The sequence below is a fragment of the Candidatus Epulonipiscium viviparus genome, assembly GCF_000171335.1.
Classification (GTDB): Bacteria; Bacillota; Clostridia; order Lachnospirales; family Cellulosilyticaceae; genus Epulonipiscioides; species Epulonipiscioides viviparus.
The window spans coordinates 1-21,389 of sequence record NZ_ABEQ01000057.3; the positions used below are offsets into that span (position 1 = coordinate 1).

Annotated in this window: 19 protein-coding genes and 1 pseudogene; 3 read left to right on the plus strand and 17 right to left on the minus strand. The window is 33.2% G+C overall.

Annotated elements, in window-relative coordinates; genetic code table 11:
- Positions 1-240 (plus strand): annotated as a pseudogene (locus tag EPU_RS13955) (phosphoenolpyruvate carboxykinase (ATP)); the annotation flags it as partial.
- Positions 241-296: 56 nt separating this feature from the next.
- Here EPU_RS13955 and EPU_RS08440 read toward each other — a convergent pair.
- From EPU_RS08440 to EPU_RS08475, 8 genes are all read right to left on the minus strand, one after another.
- Positions 297-1,085 carry a sulfite exporter TauE/SafE family protein gene (locus EPU_RS08440; RefSeq protein WP_010168416.1) on the minus strand — a complete coding sequence of 263 codons (789 nt, stop codon included), beginning with the start codon at positions 1,083-1,085 and terminating at the stop codon, positions 297-299.
- A gap of 148 nt (positions 1,086-1,233) precedes the next feature.
- Positions 1,234-2,574, minus strand: a complete 1,341-nt coding sequence (locus EPU_RS08445; RefSeq protein ID WP_010168417.1) for a glucose-6-phosphate isomerase — start codon at positions 2,572-2,574, stop codon at positions 1,234-1,236.
- 61 nt (positions 2,575-2,635) lie between these two features.
- Positions 2,636-3,382: a hypothetical protein gene (locus EPU_RS08450; protein ID WP_010168423.1), complete on the minus strand. Its 747-nt coding sequence runs from the start codon at positions 3,380-3,382 to the stop codon at positions 2,636-2,638.
- Between the two features lie 133 nt (positions 3,383-3,515).
- The gene (locus EPU_RS08455) at positions 3,516-6,575 is read right to left on the minus strand and encodes an AAA family ATPase (protein WP_029488266.1); all 3,060 of its coding nucleotides are present in this window, start codon (positions 6,573-6,575) and stop codon (positions 3,516-3,518) included.
- On the minus strand, positions 6,562-7,710 hold the full coding sequence (locus EPU_RS08460; RefSeq protein ID WP_010168430.1) for an exonuclease SbcCD subunit D: 1,149 nt from the start codon (positions 7,708-7,710) through the stop codon (positions 6,562-6,564). The genes EPU_RS08455 and EPU_RS08460 overlap by 14 nt, the downstream gene beginning before the upstream one ends.
- 108 nt (positions 7,711-7,818) lie before the next feature.
- Positions 7,819-8,322 carry a nitroreductase family protein gene (locus tag EPU_RS08465; RefSeq protein WP_010168431.1) on the minus strand — a complete coding sequence of 168 codons (504 nt, stop codon included), beginning with the start codon at positions 8,320-8,322 and terminating at the stop codon, positions 7,819-7,821.
- A gap of 16 nt (positions 8,323-8,338) precedes the next feature.
- The gene (locus EPU_RS12045) at positions 8,339-8,695 is read right to left on the minus strand and encodes a VOC family protein (protein WP_010168432.1); all 357 of its coding nucleotides are present in this window, start codon (positions 8,693-8,695) and stop codon (positions 8,339-8,341) included.
- Positions 8,696-8,779: 84 nt separating this feature from the next.
- On the minus strand, positions 8,780-9,181 hold the full coding sequence (locus EPU_RS08475; protein ID WP_010168434.1) for a putative quinol monooxygenase: 402 nt from the start codon (positions 9,179-9,181) through the stop codon (positions 8,780-8,782).
- A gap of 203 nt (positions 9,182-9,384) precedes the next feature.
- On the opposite strand from EPU_RS08475, the gene EPU_RS08480 reads away from it, so the two are divergent.
- The gene (locus tag EPU_RS08480; RefSeq protein ID WP_010168436.1) at positions 9,385-9,624 is read left to right on the plus strand and encodes a hypothetical protein; all 240 of its coding nucleotides are present in this window, start codon (positions 9,385-9,387) and stop codon (positions 9,622-9,624) included.
- 72 nt (positions 9,625-9,696) lie between these two features.
- Positions 9,697-9,900: a DUF1858 domain-containing protein gene (locus tag EPU_RS08485; RefSeq protein WP_010168438.1), complete on the plus strand. Its 204-nt coding sequence runs from the start codon at positions 9,697-9,699 to the stop codon at positions 9,898-9,900.
- An 84-nt stretch (positions 9,901-9,984) separates the two neighbouring features.
- On the opposite strand, the gene EPU_RS08490 is transcribed toward EPU_RS08485, so the two are convergent.
- The 9 genes from EPU_RS08490 to EPU_RS12800 form a co-directional block, all read right to left on the minus strand.
- On the minus strand, positions 9,985-10,884 hold the full coding sequence (locus tag EPU_RS08490; protein WP_010168440.1) for a carbohydrate ABC transporter permease: 900 nt from the start codon (positions 10,882-10,884) through the stop codon (positions 9,985-9,987).
- Between the two features lie 16 nt (positions 10,885-10,900).
- Positions 10,901-11,872, minus strand: a complete 972-nt coding sequence (locus tag EPU_RS08495; protein ID WP_010168442.1) for an ABC transporter permease — start codon at positions 11,870-11,872, stop codon at positions 10,901-10,903.
- A 501-nt stretch (positions 11,873-12,373) separates the two neighbouring features.
- Entirely contained in the window at positions 12,374-12,853 is a 480-nt protein-coding gene (locus EPU_RS12050; protein WP_052296494.1) for a flavodoxin family protein, read from the minus strand.
- 27 nt (positions 12,854-12,880) lie between these two features.
- Positions 12,881-16,108 (minus strand): carbamoyl-phosphate synthase large subunit, encoded by a 3,228-nt coding sequence (gene carB / locus EPU_RS08510; RefSeq protein WP_029488267.1) that lies wholly within the window; start codon positions 16,106-16,108, stop codon positions 12,881-12,883.
- Positions 16,093-17,169 carry a glutamine-hydrolyzing carbamoyl-phosphate synthase small subunit gene (gene carA, locus EPU_RS12055; RefSeq protein ID WP_044149901.1) on the minus strand — a complete coding sequence of 359 codons (1,077 nt, stop codon included), beginning with the start codon at positions 17,167-17,169 and terminating at the stop codon, positions 16,093-16,095. The genes carB and carA overlap by 16 nt, the downstream gene beginning before the upstream one ends.
- A complete protein-coding gene (gene pyrF / locus EPU_RS08520; protein ID WP_010168452.1) occupies positions 17,169-18,083 on the minus strand; it encodes an orotidine-5'-phosphate decarboxylase in 915 nt (304 codons plus the stop codon). The genes carA and pyrF overlap by 1 nt, the downstream gene beginning before the upstream one ends.
- Before the next feature lie 169 nt (positions 18,084-18,252).
- Entirely contained in the window at positions 18,253-18,966 is a 714-nt protein-coding gene (locus EPU_RS08525; RefSeq protein ID WP_010168453.1) for a stalk domain-containing protein, read from the minus strand.
- Between the two features lie 127 nt (positions 18,967-19,093).
- A complete protein-coding gene (locus tag EPU_RS08530; RefSeq protein ID WP_010168454.1) occupies positions 19,094-21,025 on the minus strand; it encodes an ABC-F family ATP-binding cassette domain-containing protein in 1,932 nt (643 codons plus the stop codon).
- Positions 21,026-21,032: 7 nt separating this feature from the next.
- Positions 21,033-21,389, minus strand: a 357-nt coding sequence (locus tag EPU_RS12800; protein WP_010168455.1) for a DUF4364 family protein, incomplete at its 5' end; no start/stop codon positions are given.

Here is a 21,389-nt window from a genome sequence, read left to right on the forward strand (position 1 = left end):
GTAGAAGGTACTGCGAAGTTCAAACCTTGGGGACCTTTCTCTGACATCGAAATTTATGAAGTAGATGGATATGTTCCAGACCTTAAAGATAAAGCTTATTTAGAGCAATTGCAAGCTAGAATGGAAGATAGAATGAAATATATCGAGTCTCGCGATACTGAAAAAGGTGGCTTTGATAAACTTCCAGCAGAAGCGTTAGATGCGCTTAAAACTGTTGTAGCTCAAGCTAAAAAGGCTTAATACTGTGATATAAGAAAAGACCATGAAGTTTTGTCATGGTCTTTTTTTTATATATTTTAAAATAATGCAACTTTGAAAACATTAAATATATTAATAGCAATTATTGCTGCCATGGTAATATTAAATAGTTTTTCCACTTGTCTATTAGATAGTTTTGTACTAATTTTATCACCTAAAAATCCTCCTAATACTCCTCCAACAATCATAAAACCTAAAACTTCTAAGTTATATGGTTCAAAGCCTGTGGTGAATAGTGTAGTTAAAATGGTTGTAGTTTGAGAGAAGAAGATCGTAAAAATAGAATAGATAGCCGCATCTTTTGCGTCACAAGAAAAGAGAATGATTATTACTGCTACATTGATAGGACCCCCACCAATGCCCAAAAATACTGCAACACTTCCCAAAATTAATCCTGCTATTAAACATATAATAGGATTTGTAACATTAAAAGTTTTGATTTTGGATTTATAGATGCTAAATAGCAAAATTACAATCATAAGTAATGCTAAACATATAGATTGAATGATTTTTGCTGTATCTACTGGAATTATTTTTTCGAAGTTTTGAAATGCGGCTTTACCGACAAATCCTCCTAAAATGGCTCCAACAGAAAGTGATATCAACTTTATGTACTCAAATTTTACACCCGATATAAATTTTTTTGTAAGAGATACTATCGACATAGCGATCAATGTGCATCCAGATAAAATTCCAATAGTCGCCATATCATATTGCCCTAATGCATCTAACACGGGTTTTATGATGACGCCTCCTCCTAAACCTGAAATTGCTCCTATTGTAGTTGAACATAATCCAACTAATAAATATAAAAATCCTCTTAGCATAATACATACTCCTTTCGTCTTAATACAAATTAATTATACACCATTATCCATTTTTTGTAAAATRATTTTGAYGAATTAAGGTAATCTACTGGGGATATGTATTGRATATTATAGAAAAGGACTTGCTATGAACAAGTCCTTTATTTGTTTATTCTGCTATTCTTGCTTTTAATGTTGCTTGTAGATCTTCGTATCCTACTTTTCCAAGTAATGCAAACATATTGCGTTTATACTCTTCYACYCCAGGTTGATCAAATGGATTTACACCTAGTAGGTATCCACTAATTCCACATGCTTTCTCAAAGAAATAAATCATTTTGCCCAATCCAAAGGCATCTAATTTTTCAATATTTAGTATCATATTTGGAACTCCGCCATCTACATGCGCCAGTAAGGTACCTTCAAATGCTTTTTTGTTTACAAAGTCCATAGTTTTGCCAGCAAGATAATTAAGTCCATCTAAGTCATTTTCAGCTGCTTCTAAAGTGATATCTTCACGTGGAGTTCCAACGTTGATTACAGTTTCAAATAAAAAGCGTCCACCATCTTGGATATATTGCCCTATTGAATGAAGGTCTGTTGAAAAGTTTGCAGAAGAAGGATAAATTCCTTTTAGATCTTTACCTTCGCTTTCGCCATATAGTTGTTTCCACCATTCTCCAAAGTATAGAAGAGCTGGCTCATAATTTACTATTAGCTCAACATTTTTACCTTTTTTTAGCAATATATTTCTTGCGGCAGCGTATTTGTAGGCTTCGTTGTTGAATAAATCTGGATTGCTGTATTCTTCGCGTCCAGCTGCGGCACCGTTCATAAGTGCATCGATATCGACTCCGCTTGTTGCGATAGGTAATAGTCCGACGGCTGTTAATACGCTAAAGCGTCCACCAACATCATCTGGGATCACAAAAGTTTCATAGCCTTCTTCTTTGGATAAAGTTAATAATGCTCCTCTTGCTTTGTCCGTTGTTGCAAAAATTCTTTCTTTAGCACCTGATTTGCCATATTTTTCCTCTAAAAACTTCTTAAATACTCTAAATGCTATAGCAGGTTCAGTTGTAGTTCCAGACTTAGAGATTACATTAACACTTACATCTTTGTCTTTGCAYAYATCTAAAAGTTGTGTTAAATATGTTCCTGAAATATTGTTTCCAACAAAATAAATTTCTGGCCCTTTGCGTTGGTCCTTAGTTAATGAATTATAAAATTGGTGAGTTAATGCTTCGATACAAGCGCGTGCTCCAAGGTATGATCCACCTATACCGATTACGATCAATACATCGCTGTTATCACGAATTTTGGCAGAAGCATTTTTTATTCTCTCAAATTCCGATTTGTCATAATCGACAGGAAGGTTAATCCAGCCTAAAAAATCAGATCCTGAGCCAGTTCCTTCGTGTAAAATCTCGTGAGCGAGATTGATTTGAGGTTTAATATTTGAAAATTCTTCTACGGTGATGCCTGTTTTTTTTATATCTAATGAAATCATTGTTGCCTCCTAAAAAATTATAAATTGATGAATCAATAATTAGTATGCACAATTTTTGATTTTAAATACCAAATTCTTCTAAAAATTTTGTGATATCTTCATCATTTAAATCTGGGATAATATTTTGACTTTTTTCTTCTTCAAAATTATGGCTTGCTTGAAAATATTCTTCATCTAGACTAATCCTATCTTCTAGTTGAGCAATTTTCTTATTTTGTTGTGCAATAGTTAAGATTTTTATTTCCAAAGACTCTTTGAGCCGTGCATTTTCTAATTCCAGTTGTTTATTAAGTTCTGTTTGAGAATTTTGCAAAGTTTCCAGAGGATATTGGTTTAAAATATAATCTTTTAATATTAGTATAATATCATTTTTGCGTTTTTTTAAGCTAGTTAGGATGCCAATAATAATTACAATAAAAAAAATTATCAAATTTAGTATAAGAAATAAAGAATCTTTATTTGAATATACATACCAAACTACATTTAGAGCAACAACTAAATAACTCAATCTTCTAAGCTTAGTAATGCCATTTTCGACGATACTAAATCTAAATTTTCCAATATAATCTCTTTGAATTCGTTGTCTAATATATATATCAATCTCGCCAGCATTTTGACTTGTTATATTACTATAATCTTCTATTAATTGTCTTATAAATTTAGTTTGAGTTTCTGTTTTATATATTTTAGTATTTGTATAAATCAATACGCTATAATTCAGTCTTCTAAAATATGAAAGCTGCATTATAATAAATAATAAATAACAACTAAATAAGCTTATATTAAGTATTAAAAAAAATGTAGACATTAGTTTTCTCCTTTCATGTTAGTATTGCCCAGTCTATAAATTTAATTGCTAAATTTTTAAAATTTTTTAATTGCTAAATTTCTAAATTTTTGTATAAAAAATGCGTAACTTTTCAGTACGCATAATAAAGTGACTATATATTTAACCATTTAACACTACTTCCGTTATTTGTAGGAATCACCTCGAGTTGGGTAGAAATTTTATTTTTAAGTTCTTCAACATGTGATATGATACCAATTAGTCGTTCATCTTGCTTAAGTTCCATAAGTGTATCAACAGCTACTCCAAGTGTCTCAGAATCCAATGTTCCAAAACCTTCATCTATAAACATCATATCTAGTTTAATACCTTTAGATTTTGTCTGAATTACATCTGATAATCCTAATGCAAGAGACAAGGATGCTTGAAAGCTTTCTCCTCCGGAAAGAGTTGTGGCATCTCTCGTGGAGTGAGTGTATTTATCAAATACAGTTAGCTCAAGGCCCTGGTTGTTTCTGCCTTTAACGATTTCTTTTTGTCTATTTAAAGTAAATCTGTTTGCTGTCAATTGCTTTAATCTGATATTTGCAGCATCAATTATTTCTTCAAAGTATGTTCCAATAACGAAAGTTTCATAAGAAATATAAAAACTGTTTTTGCCATTTGCGATGTCTCCAATTTCGCTTATTAATTTGTATTTTTTTTCTAATTGTTTAAATTTATCATGTAAACTTTCAAGTTCTGATAAAAGTAATTTTTTTGAAGTCTCATCTTTAATTAAATCAGTTATTTGTTGATCTAAATATTTTTTAAGATATTCACCTTTATGAATTTTTTTAACAAGCACCTTTAAGTCCATATAAGTTATATTTTCAAGCTGCTTTGTAAGTTCTTGTGCTGTCGCTGATAATTCAGTATACTGAGAAGTATATTGATTAAGACGAGTAACCCACATGTCTTTAAAAGATAATTCTGGTAATAATGTTTCAAAAATATCTTCAGATATATGATGCTCAGCTAAATTTTTTGAAAGATGCTCATGTTGAGAATCTATTTTGGATTTTAATGTTGTAAGATAGTCATTTTGACTTTGTATCTGAGTATCAAGAGTTAAAATTTGTTTTGTAATGTTGGTGAAGTTTTCCTTGTATTCTTCATAAAGTTGTTGTTCTGTAGTTAATAATATATTTATAGAATCAAGTTTAGTTTGCAGTTCTTCTAAGAAAATGGGGACATCACTATTTAGTAAAAGGTTTAATTCTGTTTGAATTTTTGTTTTTTTAATTGCCATTTGTTGCAATGTTTGATTTATGGTTATTAATTCTTTATCATATTGTGTAAAGTGAGTAGTTAAAGTTTGTAGTTGTAATGTTTTGTTTTTTACTTCTATCATTTGAGTATTTAATAAGTCTAAGGTTTTATCAATTTCTAGGCACTCATTGTGTGTTGAATGGACTAAATCATATATTGTATTTAGTGTTTGATTGCTATATTTAGGTTCTTTTAATAAAAATAACTGTAACTCTATATTTGATAGCATAACTTGTAGATTAGTATTTAATTCTATTAATTGGTCTCTTAATTCATTGTTTTCTATTCGTGCTGTTTCAAGTGTTTTTTTCATCGCATCTATTTGTATTTTGGTGGGGATTGTAATAGCAGTTTTAACTGTTGCTGGACTTGGATGAGCAGTAGAACCGCAGACTGGGCAGGAGATGCCATTTTGTAAGCTCATAGCCAAAATTCCAGCTTGCTCATTATAATAGATTTTTTCTGAAATTTCATAATCCGTTTTTAATTTTTCAAAATTTTTGTTTTTTGATATATAATYAGTAGTCATATTTTTATGTTCAACTATTGCAGCTTCATATGACTTACAGTCTGTATATAAAGTTTTAAGACTATTATACTTTGAAAGTGTTTGTATTTTTAATGCTTCTGCTTTTACTTTGTCTAGTTCAATATAACTGAAACTTTTAAGCGTTTCATTAATTTGAGTTATTTGGTTCTTATTTTCTTCAAATTTTGTAGTTATTGTAGTTTTTTGTTGTTCTTTTTCGTTGATCAATGTGGTAAGTTTGTTTAGTTTTTCTTTTAAATTTTCGGAATGTGTAATTTTTGGAATTAATTTTTCGAGTTCTCTCCTTTTTATTTTTAATTCATCATGTTTGCTAACTTTTAGTTCATAATCATCAAATAATATTTGAGTATTTTTAAGTTCTATGGTTAACTCTAATTTTAATTGTTCATATTCTGATAAATCATAGAGCATACGATTATATTCATCAGTACTTTTTTGTATATATATATAATCATTTGAAAATTCTTTAATAGTGTCTAATGCATTAATCTTTAGCTCTAATTGTTCCATTTCAACTTTTTTATTCTGCAATTTAATTAGTTCTTGGTTGACTTGTGAAAGTTTTAGAAGAAGTTGATTATTATTTTGTATTAACGATTGTTCTGCGTATAATGTTTGTAATTGATCCTCGGCTTGTTCTTTACAAGCTTGACGTTGTATTGTTTCATTTGCAATAGTTTGTAGATATTCATGTGCGTATTCTATGGCTATTGCTGTATCAGTAATATAATCTGGAAATGCTAAAGTTGTAATTAATTCTGTAATTCTAGTGTTTAAAAATTTATATTCTTGCTCTAATTGTGAAGCTCTGTTCTTAAAATCTTCTTGAATAGCATGATGTAATTGCGTTCCAAATATTTTTCTAAAAATTTCAATTTTTTCTTTAGTATTAGTTGTCAAGAATTTGTTAAATTCTCCTTGGGGTAACATAACAATTTGTTTAAATTGATCTTTAGAAAGTCCTAAAATTTCTTCGATTTTTTCTGTAACTGTTAAAATATCAGTAATAGGTTGTTCGTTTTCTATATATAATACACATTTTTTTTCCGTATTTTTTTGTTCAGGATATCTAATCAGTTTATAATTTGTTTTATTGATTTCGAATTCAAAATTAACAAAAGTTAAAATTCCATTTGTTGTATAATCGCTGATTAAAAGTTCTTCATTTTTACGGTTGTTACCACTACCCTCTCCATATAAGGCAAAAGAAATAGCATCAAATATAACAGTTTTGCCTGCTCCTGTAGGTCCTGAAATCATAAATATATTTTTGTTTTTTAGCCCATTAAAGTCAATTTCTACCTGTTCTCTAAATGGACCAAAAGCAGACATTACCAATTTAATTGGTCTCATAAATAACACCTCCTTGTATTACGTTATTTATAATATCTTTTATACAAATTTGTTTTTCTTCAGTAAGTTCAGTTTTACTGCATTGTATATAAAATGCTAAAAATAAATCTGATGGTGTTTGAATTTCAAGGTTGTTGGTCAAAGGTTCTGTTTTTGCTGGTTTTAGTAATGGTTTATCTATAGATATAATATTCGGAAACACAGTTCGAAGTTGATCAAGAGGATGTAATAGCTCCTCTTCATCTATTAATGTAGCATGAATATAATTTTGGATATAATGACCATGTTTTAAATAAAAATCCTGTCCTATTTGTAATATATTATCTAATGTATCTGTAAAAGTTTGAAAATCTTTTGGCGCTAGTAAAGGTAAATATTCATTACGAACATATTTATTACTTATGGTAATTTTGTTTATCCCTTTTATTTGATTTTCTTCTGCAAAAGAATATTTTGCTATAGATCCCGAATAGCACACCTCTTTTCTACCAACAAAAGCTCGTTTATGCAAATGTCCCAGTGCTACATAGTCAAAATCTGCAAACAGTTCATAATTTATTGCATCAATATTTGGCATTGCTGCGAATTGTTTAGCTTTTGAATAATTTATAACAAAATTATGAGTAATTAAAATGTTGTTGGAAGTAGAATCAATTGTTTTTTTTATTTCTGAGATTATATACTGCATAGCTTGCTCAGGAGTAGATATTTTAGAGTGAGTGTTTGTATGCTGAATAAGTAACGGATCTATAAACGGTACCAAATAAAAATGATACAATTCTGTGCCTTTGATAAATAGTATTCTTTCAAATAATTTGTTTGTTGCTAGATATAAATTGGATTGTTTTAGTAATTCAAGTTTAAGTTGAATTGTATTATCGTGATCTCCAGGAACAATAAATATAAATATTTTCATTTGCATTACTAAAACTGTAAGTATTTCATTTAAAAGAGTTATAGCGGAAATTGATGGTGTAGGGCTATCATATATATCTCCAGAGATAATTATTACATCTGGTTTTTCTTGTTTACTTAATTCGATAAATTGCATAAGTATATGTCTTTGGTCTTCTATCATAGAAATATTGCCAATTACTTTGCCAATATGCCAATCACTTGTATGAAAAATTTTCATTAAAAATCCTTTCTGTTCTTTACATATTTATTATTTAGCGTTGACATATATGAAAGAAATTATACATAATTTTATGCACAAAAAAGAGGAGAAAGTCTCCTCTAGAGTTTATTTAACATAAGTTATTTTATTTTCATCGAATCTATCGACAAATACATTCGCATTTTCTTTAGCTGGATATCCAAGAGCGACCACAGAATAAGGTACTTTTTCAGACGGTAAATTATATAATTTTTGTATAAAGTCTACTTTTGGCTCATCTGGTGTAACACCCAACCACACGCTACCTAAACCTAAGTCACAGGCTTCTAGCATCAAGTTTTGTGTTGCCGCTCCTAAATCTTGTTCCCATTTACCAGGAACTTTCAACTTATCTTTAGGGCAAACTATCACTATCGCGACTGTTGCAGTGGAAAGGGGCGTAGTATATTGTCCAAATGGTTGTAATGCATCGAGATTTTTGCGTCCAGTAACAACGATAAATTCCCAAGGCTGTTGATTCATAGCAGATGGTGCTTGCATTGCAGCTTTCAAAATTTGGGTTACCTTTTCTGTTTCTACGATTGTATCTTTAAATTGACGTACGCTTCGTCGGGTAAAAATAGTGTTCATAACATCCTCCAAATATTTATAATAATTGAATATACTCTACTTGTTCACCTGATGGAGATTCTACAAAAAAGAATTTAGCTCCATTAAAGATAAAATCTATTTGTTTTACAGGTCCTAAAAGCTTAGCATTTTGAGCTTTTAATGCTTGATAATCTGCCTCGATATCGGTGCTTTTAAGCGCTATATGACCCACTGTTGCTGCTGTTAAAGTGGCATTTTCTAGAATTTCATAAGTTACTCCGTCTTTGGAAACAAATAAAAATCTGCCACTTGGAGTATTAAAATCTCCGGTAACTGTAAAGCCTAGTACATCAGTATAAAATTTTGCGGTCTCATTAATATTTGGTACTGTCAAATTGATATGATCTAACATTGTTATTTCCTTTCGTAAATTAAAATTTGTTGTAATAGTAATCAAGTATTTGTAGTATGTGAATAATTTTTTGAAACTTGGGTATTAGTTTTTAGTGATTTCAGATGTTATTTCTTGGGCTACACCGTCTTCAGATTTACTAAACCCTCCTATATAGTTCATATATATAGGATTTAAGCTTGATATTGCATCCCTCAAGTCTGGAGATAGGTCACTATATACGAGAATTTTTTCTAAGTCAATTAATTTTAAATAATGATCAGCAAAGTTTGCTAGTTTAATAAGGTGCATACGTGCTGTTGCAGAATCTGAATATTCTACTCGAATAGTAATGCTTTCTTCGTCTTCTCCTAAAGCCCATTCATAATTAATAATACCGTCTTCTTTTTGCACGATATCAATGCGTTCTTTCATAATATCCAGATAAGCTTGAATTTTGCCTGGCTTAATTTTACCTTCTATGATCCACATTGCTTTGTTTAACATATTAATGCCTCCTTCAATTTGATAAAAAGGAAATTAGATGTAGTTGCTATAGGATCCATTATACATACTATTTCTATTATTTGCAATTATAAAATTTTTTATCCAAAATATTTATACCTTAATGTGGTCGTTATGCGACGATATATTATAGATGTATTATATAAGAAGTTTTGAGTAATAATATGATAAAAAGGAGGAATCGTATGAATAAATATTTAAAAATAATGGAAGATATGGAAATTGAGTTAGACTTGATGGATGTGAGTTTTTTGAAGGCTTGTTGTGTGATAACTGGAATTATTATTGGAACAGTTTTTCCGAAAACTTCAAAAGCTCTCCGACCATTGTTGATGATTTTATGGATGTGTATGTTCACAATGCTTATATTAAAAATATTTATAAAGCCGCTACAAGATAGAATGGATTGGAATGATGAATTATAATTACCCCTTGTCAAAATTGAGTAAACAGTTTATAATATACAGCGATTATGGAATATAGAAAGGAATGAAAAAATGGCTCAGATATCTAAAACTATGACAATAAGTGAAATTCTTAGTGTGGACAAAGTTGTAATCCCGGTTCTTATGAATTCTGGAATGCATTGCTTAGGCTGTCCTTCAGCTCAAGGCGAAACTTTAGAAGAAGCGTGTATGCATCATGGACTTAATGCTGATGAACTTGAAACACAAATTAATGATGCGCTAGCAGGTATTTAAGTTTTATGCTCCCTCGATACCAACGGGGGGCTTTTTAATATAAAAAAGTGTCAGCGATTTGGGTGCCGACACTTCAATTATTTTTTAACCTTTTAATGCGCCAACCATTACACCTTTAACAAAGTATTTTTGAATTAGAGGATAAATACATATTACAGGTAGTGATGAAACTATGATAACACCATATTTAATAACTTCTGCCATAGTATTTAATTGCTCCAGTGCTTCTGGATCGGTAATTTCAGTTCCGGTATTAGTTTGGGCAAGAATTTCTCTTAGTACAAGTTGAAGAGGATACTTAGAGGAATCTGATAGATAAATCATAGGCGCAAAGTAAGCATTCCATTGAGCAACTGCAATATACAAAGCAATAACTGCAATGATGGGCTTAGCAAGTGGTAACGCTATACTGGTAAAAAATTTTTCGTTGGAGCAGCCATCAATTTCTGCAGATTCTTGTAGCTCTAATGGAATAGAATTGCCAAAGAAGGATCTAATCAAAATTATATTGTAGACACTAATTGTACCCATAATAATCATTAATAAACGAGTTCCCATAAGACCTATATTGTGTACTACTAAATATGTAGGGATTAGGCCTCCGCTAAAATACATTGTAAACACAAGTAATGCCATAATAACGCCTCTATAAGGCAAATCTTTTCTAGATAAAGAATATCCAGCCGGAATACATACTAATAGCCCAAAAATGGTACCGCCAATAGTATATATAATTGTATTAAGATAACCTTGCCAAATTCTGGTATCTTCTAATATTTTTTGATAGCCAACAAAAGTAATTCCTTTTGGATAGAGTAAAATTTCACCGCTATTAACATATACAGGATCAGAAAACGAAGCAACAACCACGAAATATAATGGATATATTACAATCACAAGTACAATTGCTAATATGACATAAACTATTGCATAAAAAATTTTATCTGCTGTTGAGTCTTTAATTTTATTATTATTTTGTGCCATTGTTATCACTCACCTTCTACCACAAGCTACTGCCAGATAATTTTTTGGCAAACCTGTTCACTAATATTAAGATAATGAAGTTGATTACATTATTAAACAATCCAATTGCTGTTGAATAGCTATATTGGCTTTGCAATAAACCTAGCTTGTACGTATAGGTTGAAATAACTTCCGATTGTGACAAGTTGAGATTATTTTGAAGGAGTAAAACTTTTTCAAAGCCAACTGTCATCAATGATCCGCATCGTAATACTAATAAAATGATAATAGTAGGTACAATAGAAGGCAAGTCGATATAAAAAATACGCTTAAATCGAGTAGCACCATCCATTATGGCTGCCTCATGTAATTCGGGGCTTACTCCAGAAAGTGCTGCAATATATATAATGGACCCCCAGCCTGCACTTTGCCAAACACCGGAGAGGACGTAGATGGCATCAAAATATTGTGCGTCACCCATAAAATAAATTCTTTCTCCGAGAAATGGCTCTAGTAACGTTACAATAAAACCAGAGCGCGGGGATAAGAATGCAGTAATCATGCCCACCAATACTACGACCGAAATAAAGTGAGGCATATACGTTACTGTCTGAGTAAATTTTTTAAATCGTTCATTTTTTAAACTATTAAGCATAAGCGCTAATATAATTGGAATGGGAAATCCGATTACAATAGAGAAAAAGCTAAGTGATAAAGTATTTTTGATGAGTGTCCAAGCCCTAGGTGAATTAAAAAACATTTCAAACCATTGCATACCAACCCAAGGACTATCCCAAATGCCAAGACCTGAATTAAAATTTTTGAACGCTATTTGTATACCGTATAGAGGCAAGTAATTAAAGATAATAATATAGATTATAACCGGTAATAAAAATAAATATAGCATTTTATTTTTCTTCACAAGTAGCTTGGTTTTTGCTTTTTGTCTTAATTTTTGTTCTGGAGTGAGCTTGGTTTTCTTGGATCGAATACTTTTTGCTAATTCCATTATATATATCTCCTTTCAAAAAAATATTCATATTGCAGAAGCAAGTAAAAAAATAAATAATGTATGTATAATTAATATGAATATTGTGAACAAATTATATATAATAGTAGCAGCAAGATATGTTATTGTCAAGTAATAGATGCCCAAATATACCGATTGCCAAAATATGTTTAGATAAAATATGGAACTATACAAAATAGTACATTTCAAAAAGCATTGGATGCCRTCGCCATTTATTAGAGATCCRGCGCCTGGATATGAAGATGATTGGTTTGCAGCATACTATCCGCTATATAGAGACTCGCGAGCAGTTGCAATTCCAGATTACTCCACGTTTATTTCTAGCAATGTGAAGGTGGGGAAATAAAACTGTTATGGAATCTATAGAATCTCAGTGGCCTATTTGGCAAGCAGAAATCGATAAAATTAATGGAAAATAAGTCAAAAATATAGCAGATGAACAAAGTGCAAAAACACAAAGTTAATCTGCTTTTTTTGTTACTATCTTTTTTTAGCCCATTCACGAGCGGCGGTTTCTATAGCAGTCCATTTTTCTTGGTTYAATTTTCTATTACCCATCTTAAATTCCATAGTAGTTTTAACATTGCGATCACCAATAAAATTTTTTAAATCTTCGATGGCATTGCCGGGCTTGCCGCCACAGGTGCAAAAAATTCTAACGGGTTTGCGAGATAGATCTTGTTTTCGTAAGAAGGATCTAACAGGAGGTGCAAAAGACCCCCACCAAACAGGAGTGCCAACTATAACGTCATTATATTTGTTCATTTCAACGTTTGAATCTTCTAGAGGAGGTGCGACACCCTTTTTAATTTGAGATTTACTAGCAAAAAGTGCGCTAAAAAAACCATATTTTTTCAGAGGTTTAATTTCAAATAACTCTGCACTTAATTCATTTGCTATAGCTTCGGCAACGCGTTTGGTATTGCCTTTTCGTGAATAGTAAACTACTAATGTTTTCATAAAAATGATCATTCCTTTCGCTACAAATTAAAATCCTAAGTTATAAATCTCCACCTTATCTATATCAACATCTTTAACTGCTATGTCGGCCATTGCAGCTAATGTGTCCAAAGAAGTTACAATTTGAACTGAAGATTCGATTGCGAGTCTTCGAATTTTAAAGCCGTCACGTTCTTTGTCATTGCCTTTTGTTGGAGTGTTAACAAGCAAGTCTATTGTACCACTTCTAATTAAATTTAACAACTCTACATTTTCTGGAGACCAATTATCAATAATTTGAACTGCGATTCCTGCAAGTTTTAATTTATGGGCAGTTCCTTCGGTGGCAATGAATGTGTAGCCGATATCAGCAAATCTTTTTGCTATTGCAACGAATTCATCTTGATCATGCAGTTGAATGGCAGCGACGATAGTTCCGCATCGGTTAGGCAATTTTTTTCCGGCTGCTATAAAGCCCTTATACAATGCTTCTTCTAGAGTTTTGCCAACGCCTAATACCTCGCCAGTGGATTTCATTTCTGGGCCAAGACTGACTTCAACTTGAGGTAATTTTTCAGTAGAGAATACGGGAACTTTTACTGCATAAAAATCTTTTGGCTCAGGATATAAATCGATGCCATAGCCTAAATCTCGTAATTTTTGTCCTAAGATTGTTTTGGTGGCAAGTTCTATTATAGGCACTTCTGTAACCTTTGAGATATAAGGAACAGTACGGCTTGAGCGAGGGTTTACTTCTATAATATATAGATCGTCTTTGTAATCGATATATTGGATATTTATCATTCCTAAAACTTTGAGTTCTGTTGCCAAAAGTTTGGTGCAGCTAATAATTTTTTCTTTGATTGCAGCAGAAATATTTACGCTAGGGTACATGGTGGTGCTGTCTCCAGAGTGGATTCCTGCACGCTCTAGATGCTCCATGATTCCGGGTATTAGGATATCCTCTCCATCGCAAATCGCATCTACTTCTATTTCGCGTCCCATCAAATATCTGTCGATTAAAACTGGGTTTTCTTTGTCGCGATCGAAGGCATTTTCTAGATATCGCTGCAACTCTGTTTCCTCAAAGGTTATTTCCATTCCTTGCCCCCCAAGCACATACGAAGGGCGTACTAGTACAGGATAATCAAGCTCTGATGCAACAGCCAATCCTTCTGCAACATTCCAAATCGCTTTTCCTTTAGGACGTTTTATATGAAGCTTTTCTAGGACTTCATCGAATTTTTCACGGTCTTCTGCTTCATCCACTTGGCGAGGCTGTGTTCCAAGTACCGGAATATTCATCTTTTCACAAAAGTTAGCAAGTTTGATTGCAGTCTGCCCACCAAATTGTAGGATAACTCCCTTTGGTTTTTCTTTTAAGAATATATGATACACATCCTCATCTGTGAGAGGCTCAAAATATAATTTATCAGACGTATTAAAGTCGGTACTCACTGTCTCTGGGTTATTATTTATGATGATGGTTTCGTAGCCACATTTCTTGAGGGCCATAATGGCATGGACGCTGCAGTAGTCAAATTCAATGCCCTGCCCGATGCGAATAGGTCCAGATCCTAGCACCATTACTTTTTCGCGGTCGCTAACAGTAACTTCATCGTTGGTATCGTAGGTCGAATAGTAATAAGGTGTTTGTGCTTCAAACTCGGCACCACAAGTATCAACCATCTTATAGGTTGGAACTATGCCCCACTTAAATCTGAGGTCGCGAATGTCAGCTTCTGTTACAACCGATTCTTCGGTATATTGAATAAATTCTGCGATGGCTTTGTCGGCAAATCCACGTTTTTTAAGTTTGCGTAAATAATTTGGTGTTAGATCCTCAAATTCCATAGTTTTTAAGGCTTCTTCTTGAAAGACGATCCATCTAAATTTTTCTACAAAGAAAATATCCATTCCAGTAATTTTGCAGACTTGTTCTTTTCTATAATGGCGTCGAAGCATTTCTGCCAATGCAAAGATTCTCTCGTCATCTGCAATTACAACTTTTTGCTTAAGCTCATTGAGTGAGCATTTACTAAGCTTAGAATGAGAAAAGCTAAACTGGCCTATTTCCAATGAACGAAGCCCCTTTAAGAAAGCACTTTCAAAGTTATTTCCGATGGCCATAATTTCGCCTGTTGCCATCATCTTTGTACCGAGAGTTCTTGTGGCAGTGTAGAATTTATCAAATGGCCATTTGGGAATTTTTACCACAACATAATCTAGAGTGGGCTCAAAGCATGCATAGGTTTTGCCTGTAACCGCATTTTCAATTTCGTCTAATCCGTAGCCTAAGGCAATCTTGGCAGAAACTCGGGCGATGGGGTATCCGGTTGCTTTTGAGGCTAGTGCAGATGAGCGGCTAACACGAGGGTTGATTTCGATGATGGCATATTCAAAGCTATCTGGATGAAGCGCTATTTGTACGTTACACCCTCCTCGGATATCGCACTCAGAAATAATATCAAGAGATGCTCGACGCAACATTTGGTATTCTTTATCTGATAAAGTTTGAGACGGAGCAACAACGATGCTATCGCCAGTGTGGATGCCAACAGGGTCAATGTTTTCCATGTTACACACTGTAATTACAGTTCCATAGTTGTCGCGCATCACCTCATACTCAATTTCCTTCCAGCCTTTGATGCACTTTTCGATTAGGACTTGATTAACTCGAGATAAGTGAATGCCACTGCTAGCAATTTCGCTAAGCTCTTCTTCAGTTTCTGCAATGCCACCGCCGGTTCCTCCTAATGTATAAGCTGGGCGAACGACGACAGGATAGCCAATTTCTCGAGCAAAAGTAATTGCGTCGGCAACAGTTTCTACAGTTTTGGATTCAATAACAGGCTGATTAATGCGATTCATCAATTTTCGAAAGCTTTCGCGGTCCTCGCCTTCTTTTATTGCGCTGATCTGGGTGCCAATTACTCGAACATTATATTTTTCCAATATTCCGAGGTCRTTTAGCTCTACTGCTAAATTTAGTCCAGTTTGCCCTCCAACACCTGCAAGAAGGCTGTCGGGTCTCTCTTTTGCAATAACTTTTTCTATAAATGCCGCATTGAGAGGTTCGATATATATTTTATCAGCAACTTCTTTGTCTGTCATTATTGTTGCAGGATTACTATTTACCAAAATTACTTCGATTCCCTCTTCGCGAATTGCTTGACATGCCTGAGTCCCCGAATAGTCAAACTCTGCAGCTTGCCCTATTACAATGGGTCCAGATCCTATTACAAGTACTTTTTTTATGCTTAAATCTCTTGGCACTGTAGCTTTCCTCCTTTAATAATGTCTATAAATTCATCGAAAATGTGTTCTGTATCAGTGGGTCCAGGTGCAGCTTCTGGGTGAAATTGGACGCTATATATATCCAACTCTTTGCAATACATTCCTTCAACAGTTTGGTCATTGAGATTTGTGTGGGTAATGACAGCGCCAGTTGGAAGTGTGGCTATATGATAATTGTGATTTTGAGAGGTTATATATACGCGGTTTGAGATAAAATCTCGAACAGGATGATTGCAACCATGGTGTCCAAACTTGAGTTTATTTGTATCTCCGTCAAGTGCTAATGCAAGAAGTTGATGCCCTAAGCATATGCCAGTGATGGGTTTTTTTCCAATTAATTCTTTGATGGTTGCAATAACTTGAGGGATATCTTTAGGATCAGCAGGACCGTTTGAAATAAAGATTCCATCTGGATGAGCTGCTAAAATATCTGATGCTGATACAAATGCAGGAAAGACGGTCATTTTGCATCCGCGTTTGGTAAATTCACGTAAGATATTAAGTTTGGTGCCGCAATCGATAACTGCAATATGTGGACCATTACCAGATATTTCGTATTTATCATTAGTGGTAACCGATGAGACTGCATGAGAATTTGAAAAGCTATTCATTTTTAATTTGATTTGACTAGGAGTAAGTTCTCTAACAGAAATAATGCCTTTCATAGTTCCGAAATCACGCAAAATTTTTGTCAGTGCTCTGGTATCGAGACCTTCTATTCCGATAACTTTTTGCTCCTTGAGATAACCATCCAAAGTGAGTTCGCATCTAAAGTTATTGGGATAGTCACTTTTTTCACGAACCACAAATCCACGAACCATAGCTTTTTTAGACTCCATATCATCAAGATTGATGCCGTAATTTCCAATTAATGGATATGTCATTACAACGATTTGACCATAATATGAAGGGTCTGTTAAAATTTCTTGATATCCGGTCATRCCGGTATTAAAAACTACTTCTCCAATAGTCTCTTTAATATAGCCAAATGCTTTGCAATCAAAAGTCATCCCATTTTCTAAGATTAACTGTGCTTTCATCATATTTTTATCGCTCCTCTTAAGTCATCACGCATGGCAATAACGGCCGACCTTGCTGCCTGAGCAAAATGTTTGTCACTAATAATTTGTGATTTATATGCAGCTATAATTCCGCGAGACGAATTTACAATAGCACCAATACCGTTGTGATCAAAATACCCGCTTAAGTCTGCCGCGGTTGCCCCTTGAGCTCCATAGCCAGGTACCAAAAAGAACGTATTAGGCATTCTCTGGCGCAATGAATCGCCTTGTTCCTTGTAGGTTGCTCCAACTACCGCACCGATTTTGCTATATCCATGCGTACCGATCAAATCTTTGCCCCATTCTTTAACTAAGTTTGCAGTAAAATTATAAACGGGTTCTTCTCCTACTTGTAAATCTTGAAGTTCTTCGCCGCTTTTATTACTAGTCTTAACAAGAATAAATAGGCCTTTATCTTTGTCTGCGCAAGTTTTGATAAACGGTTCTATCCCATCAAAACCCATATAGGGATTAAGCGTAACAGCATCTTCTTTCCAAATATCAAAAAATGCGCCGTCTATATCTACTCCTTCGATGTGAGCAGCGTATGCAGCAGCAGTTGATGCGATATCACCACGTTTTATATCTCCAATAACAACTAGGTTATGCTTTTTGGCATATTCAATAGTTTTGATATATGCTTTAATGCCATTGGGACCATATTTTTCATACATAGCAATTTGAGGTTTGATTGCAGGAACTAAATCATGAATTTGATCAATTATTTCTTTGTTAAACATATAAAACATTCGGCTAACAGCTTTGGGAGTTTTACCCCATTTCTTAAAGCAATGCTCTTTAATAAAATGTGGAATCATTTCTAGTGTTGGGTCGAGGCCTACAACGGTGGGATTTTGTTTCTCTTGTATGTTTGTAATTAATCTGTCAATCATCAAAAAACTTCCTCTCATAAAATTTGTGCAAAAAAAAAAGCAATGAAAAAGTTTAGTCGCTTTCTCATTGCCTCTTTAAGATTGATAAATGTTTGCAAAGCCTAAAAGGCAATCTAACTTAATCTTGCTAAATACTAGCATAGAAGCAGGGTCATTGTCAACCTTAATATTATCGAATAATGCTTACAATATTGTTATTAACAGTTATAAGAAAGTCAAAAAGAATAGCAATATCTTCTATAGGTAAATAAGTATATCCATATGTAATTACAGGAGCAACATTTAATGACAGAGCTTCATCATCCTTATAAAATACACGATTTCCTATGTTAAACKTATATACAATCTCATCATATAATATAGTAATTTGGTCAACCATATCATCTTTTAGTGTAAAAGAAATATTCTCTTCTGCAATATTAAATAGATACGCAATATCGCGTATACTAAACAGTACTTGTTCATCCACGATGTATGGAGGAGAGAGTAAAGTAAGACTTATTTCGTCTCCGCCATAAGTTTTAGATAGACCGGTTGAAGTATTCAAATCGATTTGTGCATTAATAACGTGATCATTTACATTTTGATACACATTTTGTAATTCATTTTTGATTTCCTCTAACTTTTGTAAATTTTGATACGCTTTGACTTCTAATTCGGCTAGTGTTTCGGAGTAGTTAATTCGAGGAGGACCAATAAAAGAGGYTTCTAGTTCTGAAATCGCATGTTGTATATTGCTCAGTTCGGCATTAATTTGAGCAGTACGTAACTCTAAATTAGATAAAATGATGGTCCATTCATCTAAGGCATCACCAGTGGTAATAATAGGTAAGCTGGTAAAGATGCATAAAAGTATGAAAAAACGAGACTTAAAAAATTTCATTAAACAACCTCCCAAAATAAGGAATATGTTCATTAGTATAATCTACTTTATAAATAAATACAATAATTTTCTGCAATTTAAAAATTCCTACCCTTGCGTGGAGAGTAGGAGTTAGGATCTAATTGTATTAGACAGAAGTTTTTTCTTTGAGAATAGAGATCTCTTGGTCTAGTGTTTCTAATTTTGTATACTGCAATGCTAAATGGGTTTCTAGAGCTTGTTTTCTAGTAGAGAGTGGGGCGTGTTTATCAAAGTTAGAATAATATTCTGGCAAACAAAGCTTTGTATCTATATCGGATATTTCCTGTTCGGTTTGTTCGATGTTGAGTTCTATTTTAGTCATTTGGGTATTTAGCTTACGAATTTCGGTTTGCAGTTCCTTATTTTTTTGCCAGTTTTGCTTATTAGTGCTGCTAGGTTCGGGTTGTGCTGCAACCATATTTAGTGGGCGGATTAGACTTAGCTCTTTTTTCTTTTCGAGGTAATAGTCGTAGTCACCAAGATATAGTGTCATAGAGTCTGGGGCCATTTCTAAAATTTTAGTAGCAGTTTGATTTATAAAATATCGGTCGTGTGAAATATATAAGATGGTTCCAGGATATATACTAAGAGCACGTTCTAATACTTCTTTAGATATAATATCAAGGTGGTTTGTAGGCTCATCTAATAGCAAAAAATTTGCAGATGAAAGCATAATTTTAGCAAGCGATACGCGTCCCTTTTCGCCTCCACTTAGAGAGCTGATTTGCTTAAACACATCGTCACCAGTAAATAAAAAGGCTGCTAATACATTTCGAATTTCACCATTTTTGAGATTGGGATATGTTTGTTGTAGTTCTTCTACAATAGTATTAGTTAAATCCAACGACTGCTGTTCTTGATCATAATAACCTATATGAACGTTTGTACCGATGGTAACAATTCCTGTAGATGCATTGAGCTGCTCCAAAATGACTTTAAACATAGTGGTTTTTCCAACACCATTGGGGCCAACAATTGCGATTTTATCGCCTTTTTTTATATCAAAATTTATATTCGTAAAAATGGTTTTTCCAACAAATCTAACTCCCAAATCACGTACAGCAAGAACGTCTTTGCCGCTATCTATTTTAGGTGCCAAAACAAGGTTCATAGGCTTGTTATCTATCATAGGCATTTCCAAAGGGTCAATTTTAGCAAGAGCTTTTTCACGACTTCTTGCACGCTTGATAGACTTTTCTCTATTAAATTGTTTAAGTTTTGCAATAACAGCCTTTTGCTTGTTGATAGCTTGCTGTTGCTTTTCATATGCTTTAACCAAAACTTCATGAGCCTTAGCGCTTTCGATAATAAAGTTGTCATAGTTGCCATGATATAGCTGACTTTTACCAAATTCGATATGGATTACCTTATTAGCCACTTTGTCTAAGAAGAATCTGTCATGTGAAATGATTAAAACTGTGCCTTTATAGTTTTTCAAAAAGGTTTCAAGCCATTCAATAGATGCAATATCGAGGTGATTTGTAGGCTCATCTAGCAATAATATAGAGGGTTCTTCTAGTAATAATTTAGCAAGTGCAACTCGAGTTTTTTGACCACCAGAAAGGGTGTGGATTTGTTGCTCATACACAGATTGCTCAAATCCTAATCCCTTAAGAACACCTTTTACCAAACTTTTATATTTATAACCTTTTAGATCTTCAAAATTTTGCCTTAGCTGATCATACTGAAGCGTAAGAGCAACAGAATGCGTTTTAGAAATTTCTGCTTCCATTTGGGTAAGTTTTTGCTCCATTTCTAAAATATGATTAAAAACACTAAGCAATTCGTCTAACACAGTATTGTTAGAGTTGATTTGCATGTGTTGGGACAGATATCCTATTACACAATTTTTGGTATACGTAACTTCTCCAGAGTCGGGAGTAAGTTCACCAATAATAATTTTAAATAGTGTGGTTTTTCCAGCACCATTATTGCCAACTACAGCAATTTTATCCATGTGTTCTGCGTGAAAATGAACATCAGTTAGAACATCGACATCGTCAAAACTTTTTTTTACATGGTTTAACGCAAGTACCATAAATTTTTCATCCTCTCATAAGTAAATGTAAAATCTCGCTATATATTTCATTAGTGTTATTCTTAAAATTATTACAAATGGAGTTAGCCATATTATTTGTACTTACATTAAGATTTAATTCAATAAGTGTAGAAGTTTTTTCTACGATTTTACAATTTACGATATATTCATGTTCTTTTTCTTTTATATAACTTGCACTTACATCTAAAATATTTTTTGCGCTCATATAATTATCGGAAATAAATTGATTTATCTCTGCCACAATATCTTTTTTAATTTTATCTAAGTGGGTCTTTGCGAGCTCTGCACCTGCTGGAGTTATAGCATAGCTTGATAGATTTTCTCTGGTGCTCTTAACTATAAG

Coding starts and splice junctions, on each gene's coding strand:
- EPU_RS08440 (WP_010168416.1), bottom strand. CDS start 1,085: ATGCTAAGAGGATTTTTATATTTATTAGTTGGATTATGTTCAACTACA.
- EPU_RS08450 (WP_010168423.1), bottom strand. CDS start 3,382: ATGTCTACATTTTTTTTAATACTTAATATAAGCTTATTTAGTTGTTAT.
- EPU_RS08460 (WP_010168430.1), bottom strand. CDS start 7,710: ATGAAAATTTTTCATACAAGTGATTGGCATATTGGCAAAGTAATTGGC.
- EPU_RS08465 (WP_010168431.1), bottom strand. CDS start 8,322: ATGAACACTATTTTTACCCGACGAAGCGTACGTCAATTTAAAGATACA.
- EPU_RS12045 (WP_010168432.1), bottom strand. CDS start 8,695: ATGTTAGATCATATCAATTTGACAGTACCAAATATTAATGAGACCGCA.
- EPU_RS08475 (WP_010168434.1), bottom strand. CDS start 9,181: ATGTTAAACAAAGCAATGTGGATCATAGAAGGTAAAATTAAGCCAGGC.
- EPU_RS08480 (WP_010168436.1), top strand. CDS start 9,385: ATGAATAAATATTTAAAAATAATGGAAGATATGGAAATTGAGTTAGAC.
- EPU_RS08485 (WP_010168438.1), top strand. CDS start 9,697: ATGGCTCAGATATCTAAAACTATGACAATAAGTGAAATTCTTAGTGTG.
- EPU_RS08490 (WP_010168440.1), bottom strand. CDS start 10,884: ATGGCACAAAATAATAATAAAATTAAAGACTCAACAGCAGATAAAATT.
- EPU_RS08495 (WP_010168442.1), bottom strand. CDS start 11,872: ATGGAATTAGCAAAAAGTATTCGATCCAAGAAAACCAAGCTCACTCCA.
- pyrF (WP_010168452.1), bottom strand. CDS start 18,083: ATGATTGACAGATTAATTACAAACATACAAGAGAAACAAAATCCCACC.
- EPU_RS08530 (WP_010168454.1), bottom strand. CDS start 21,025: ATGGTACTTGCGTTAAACCATGTAAAAAAAAGTTTTGACGATGTCGAT.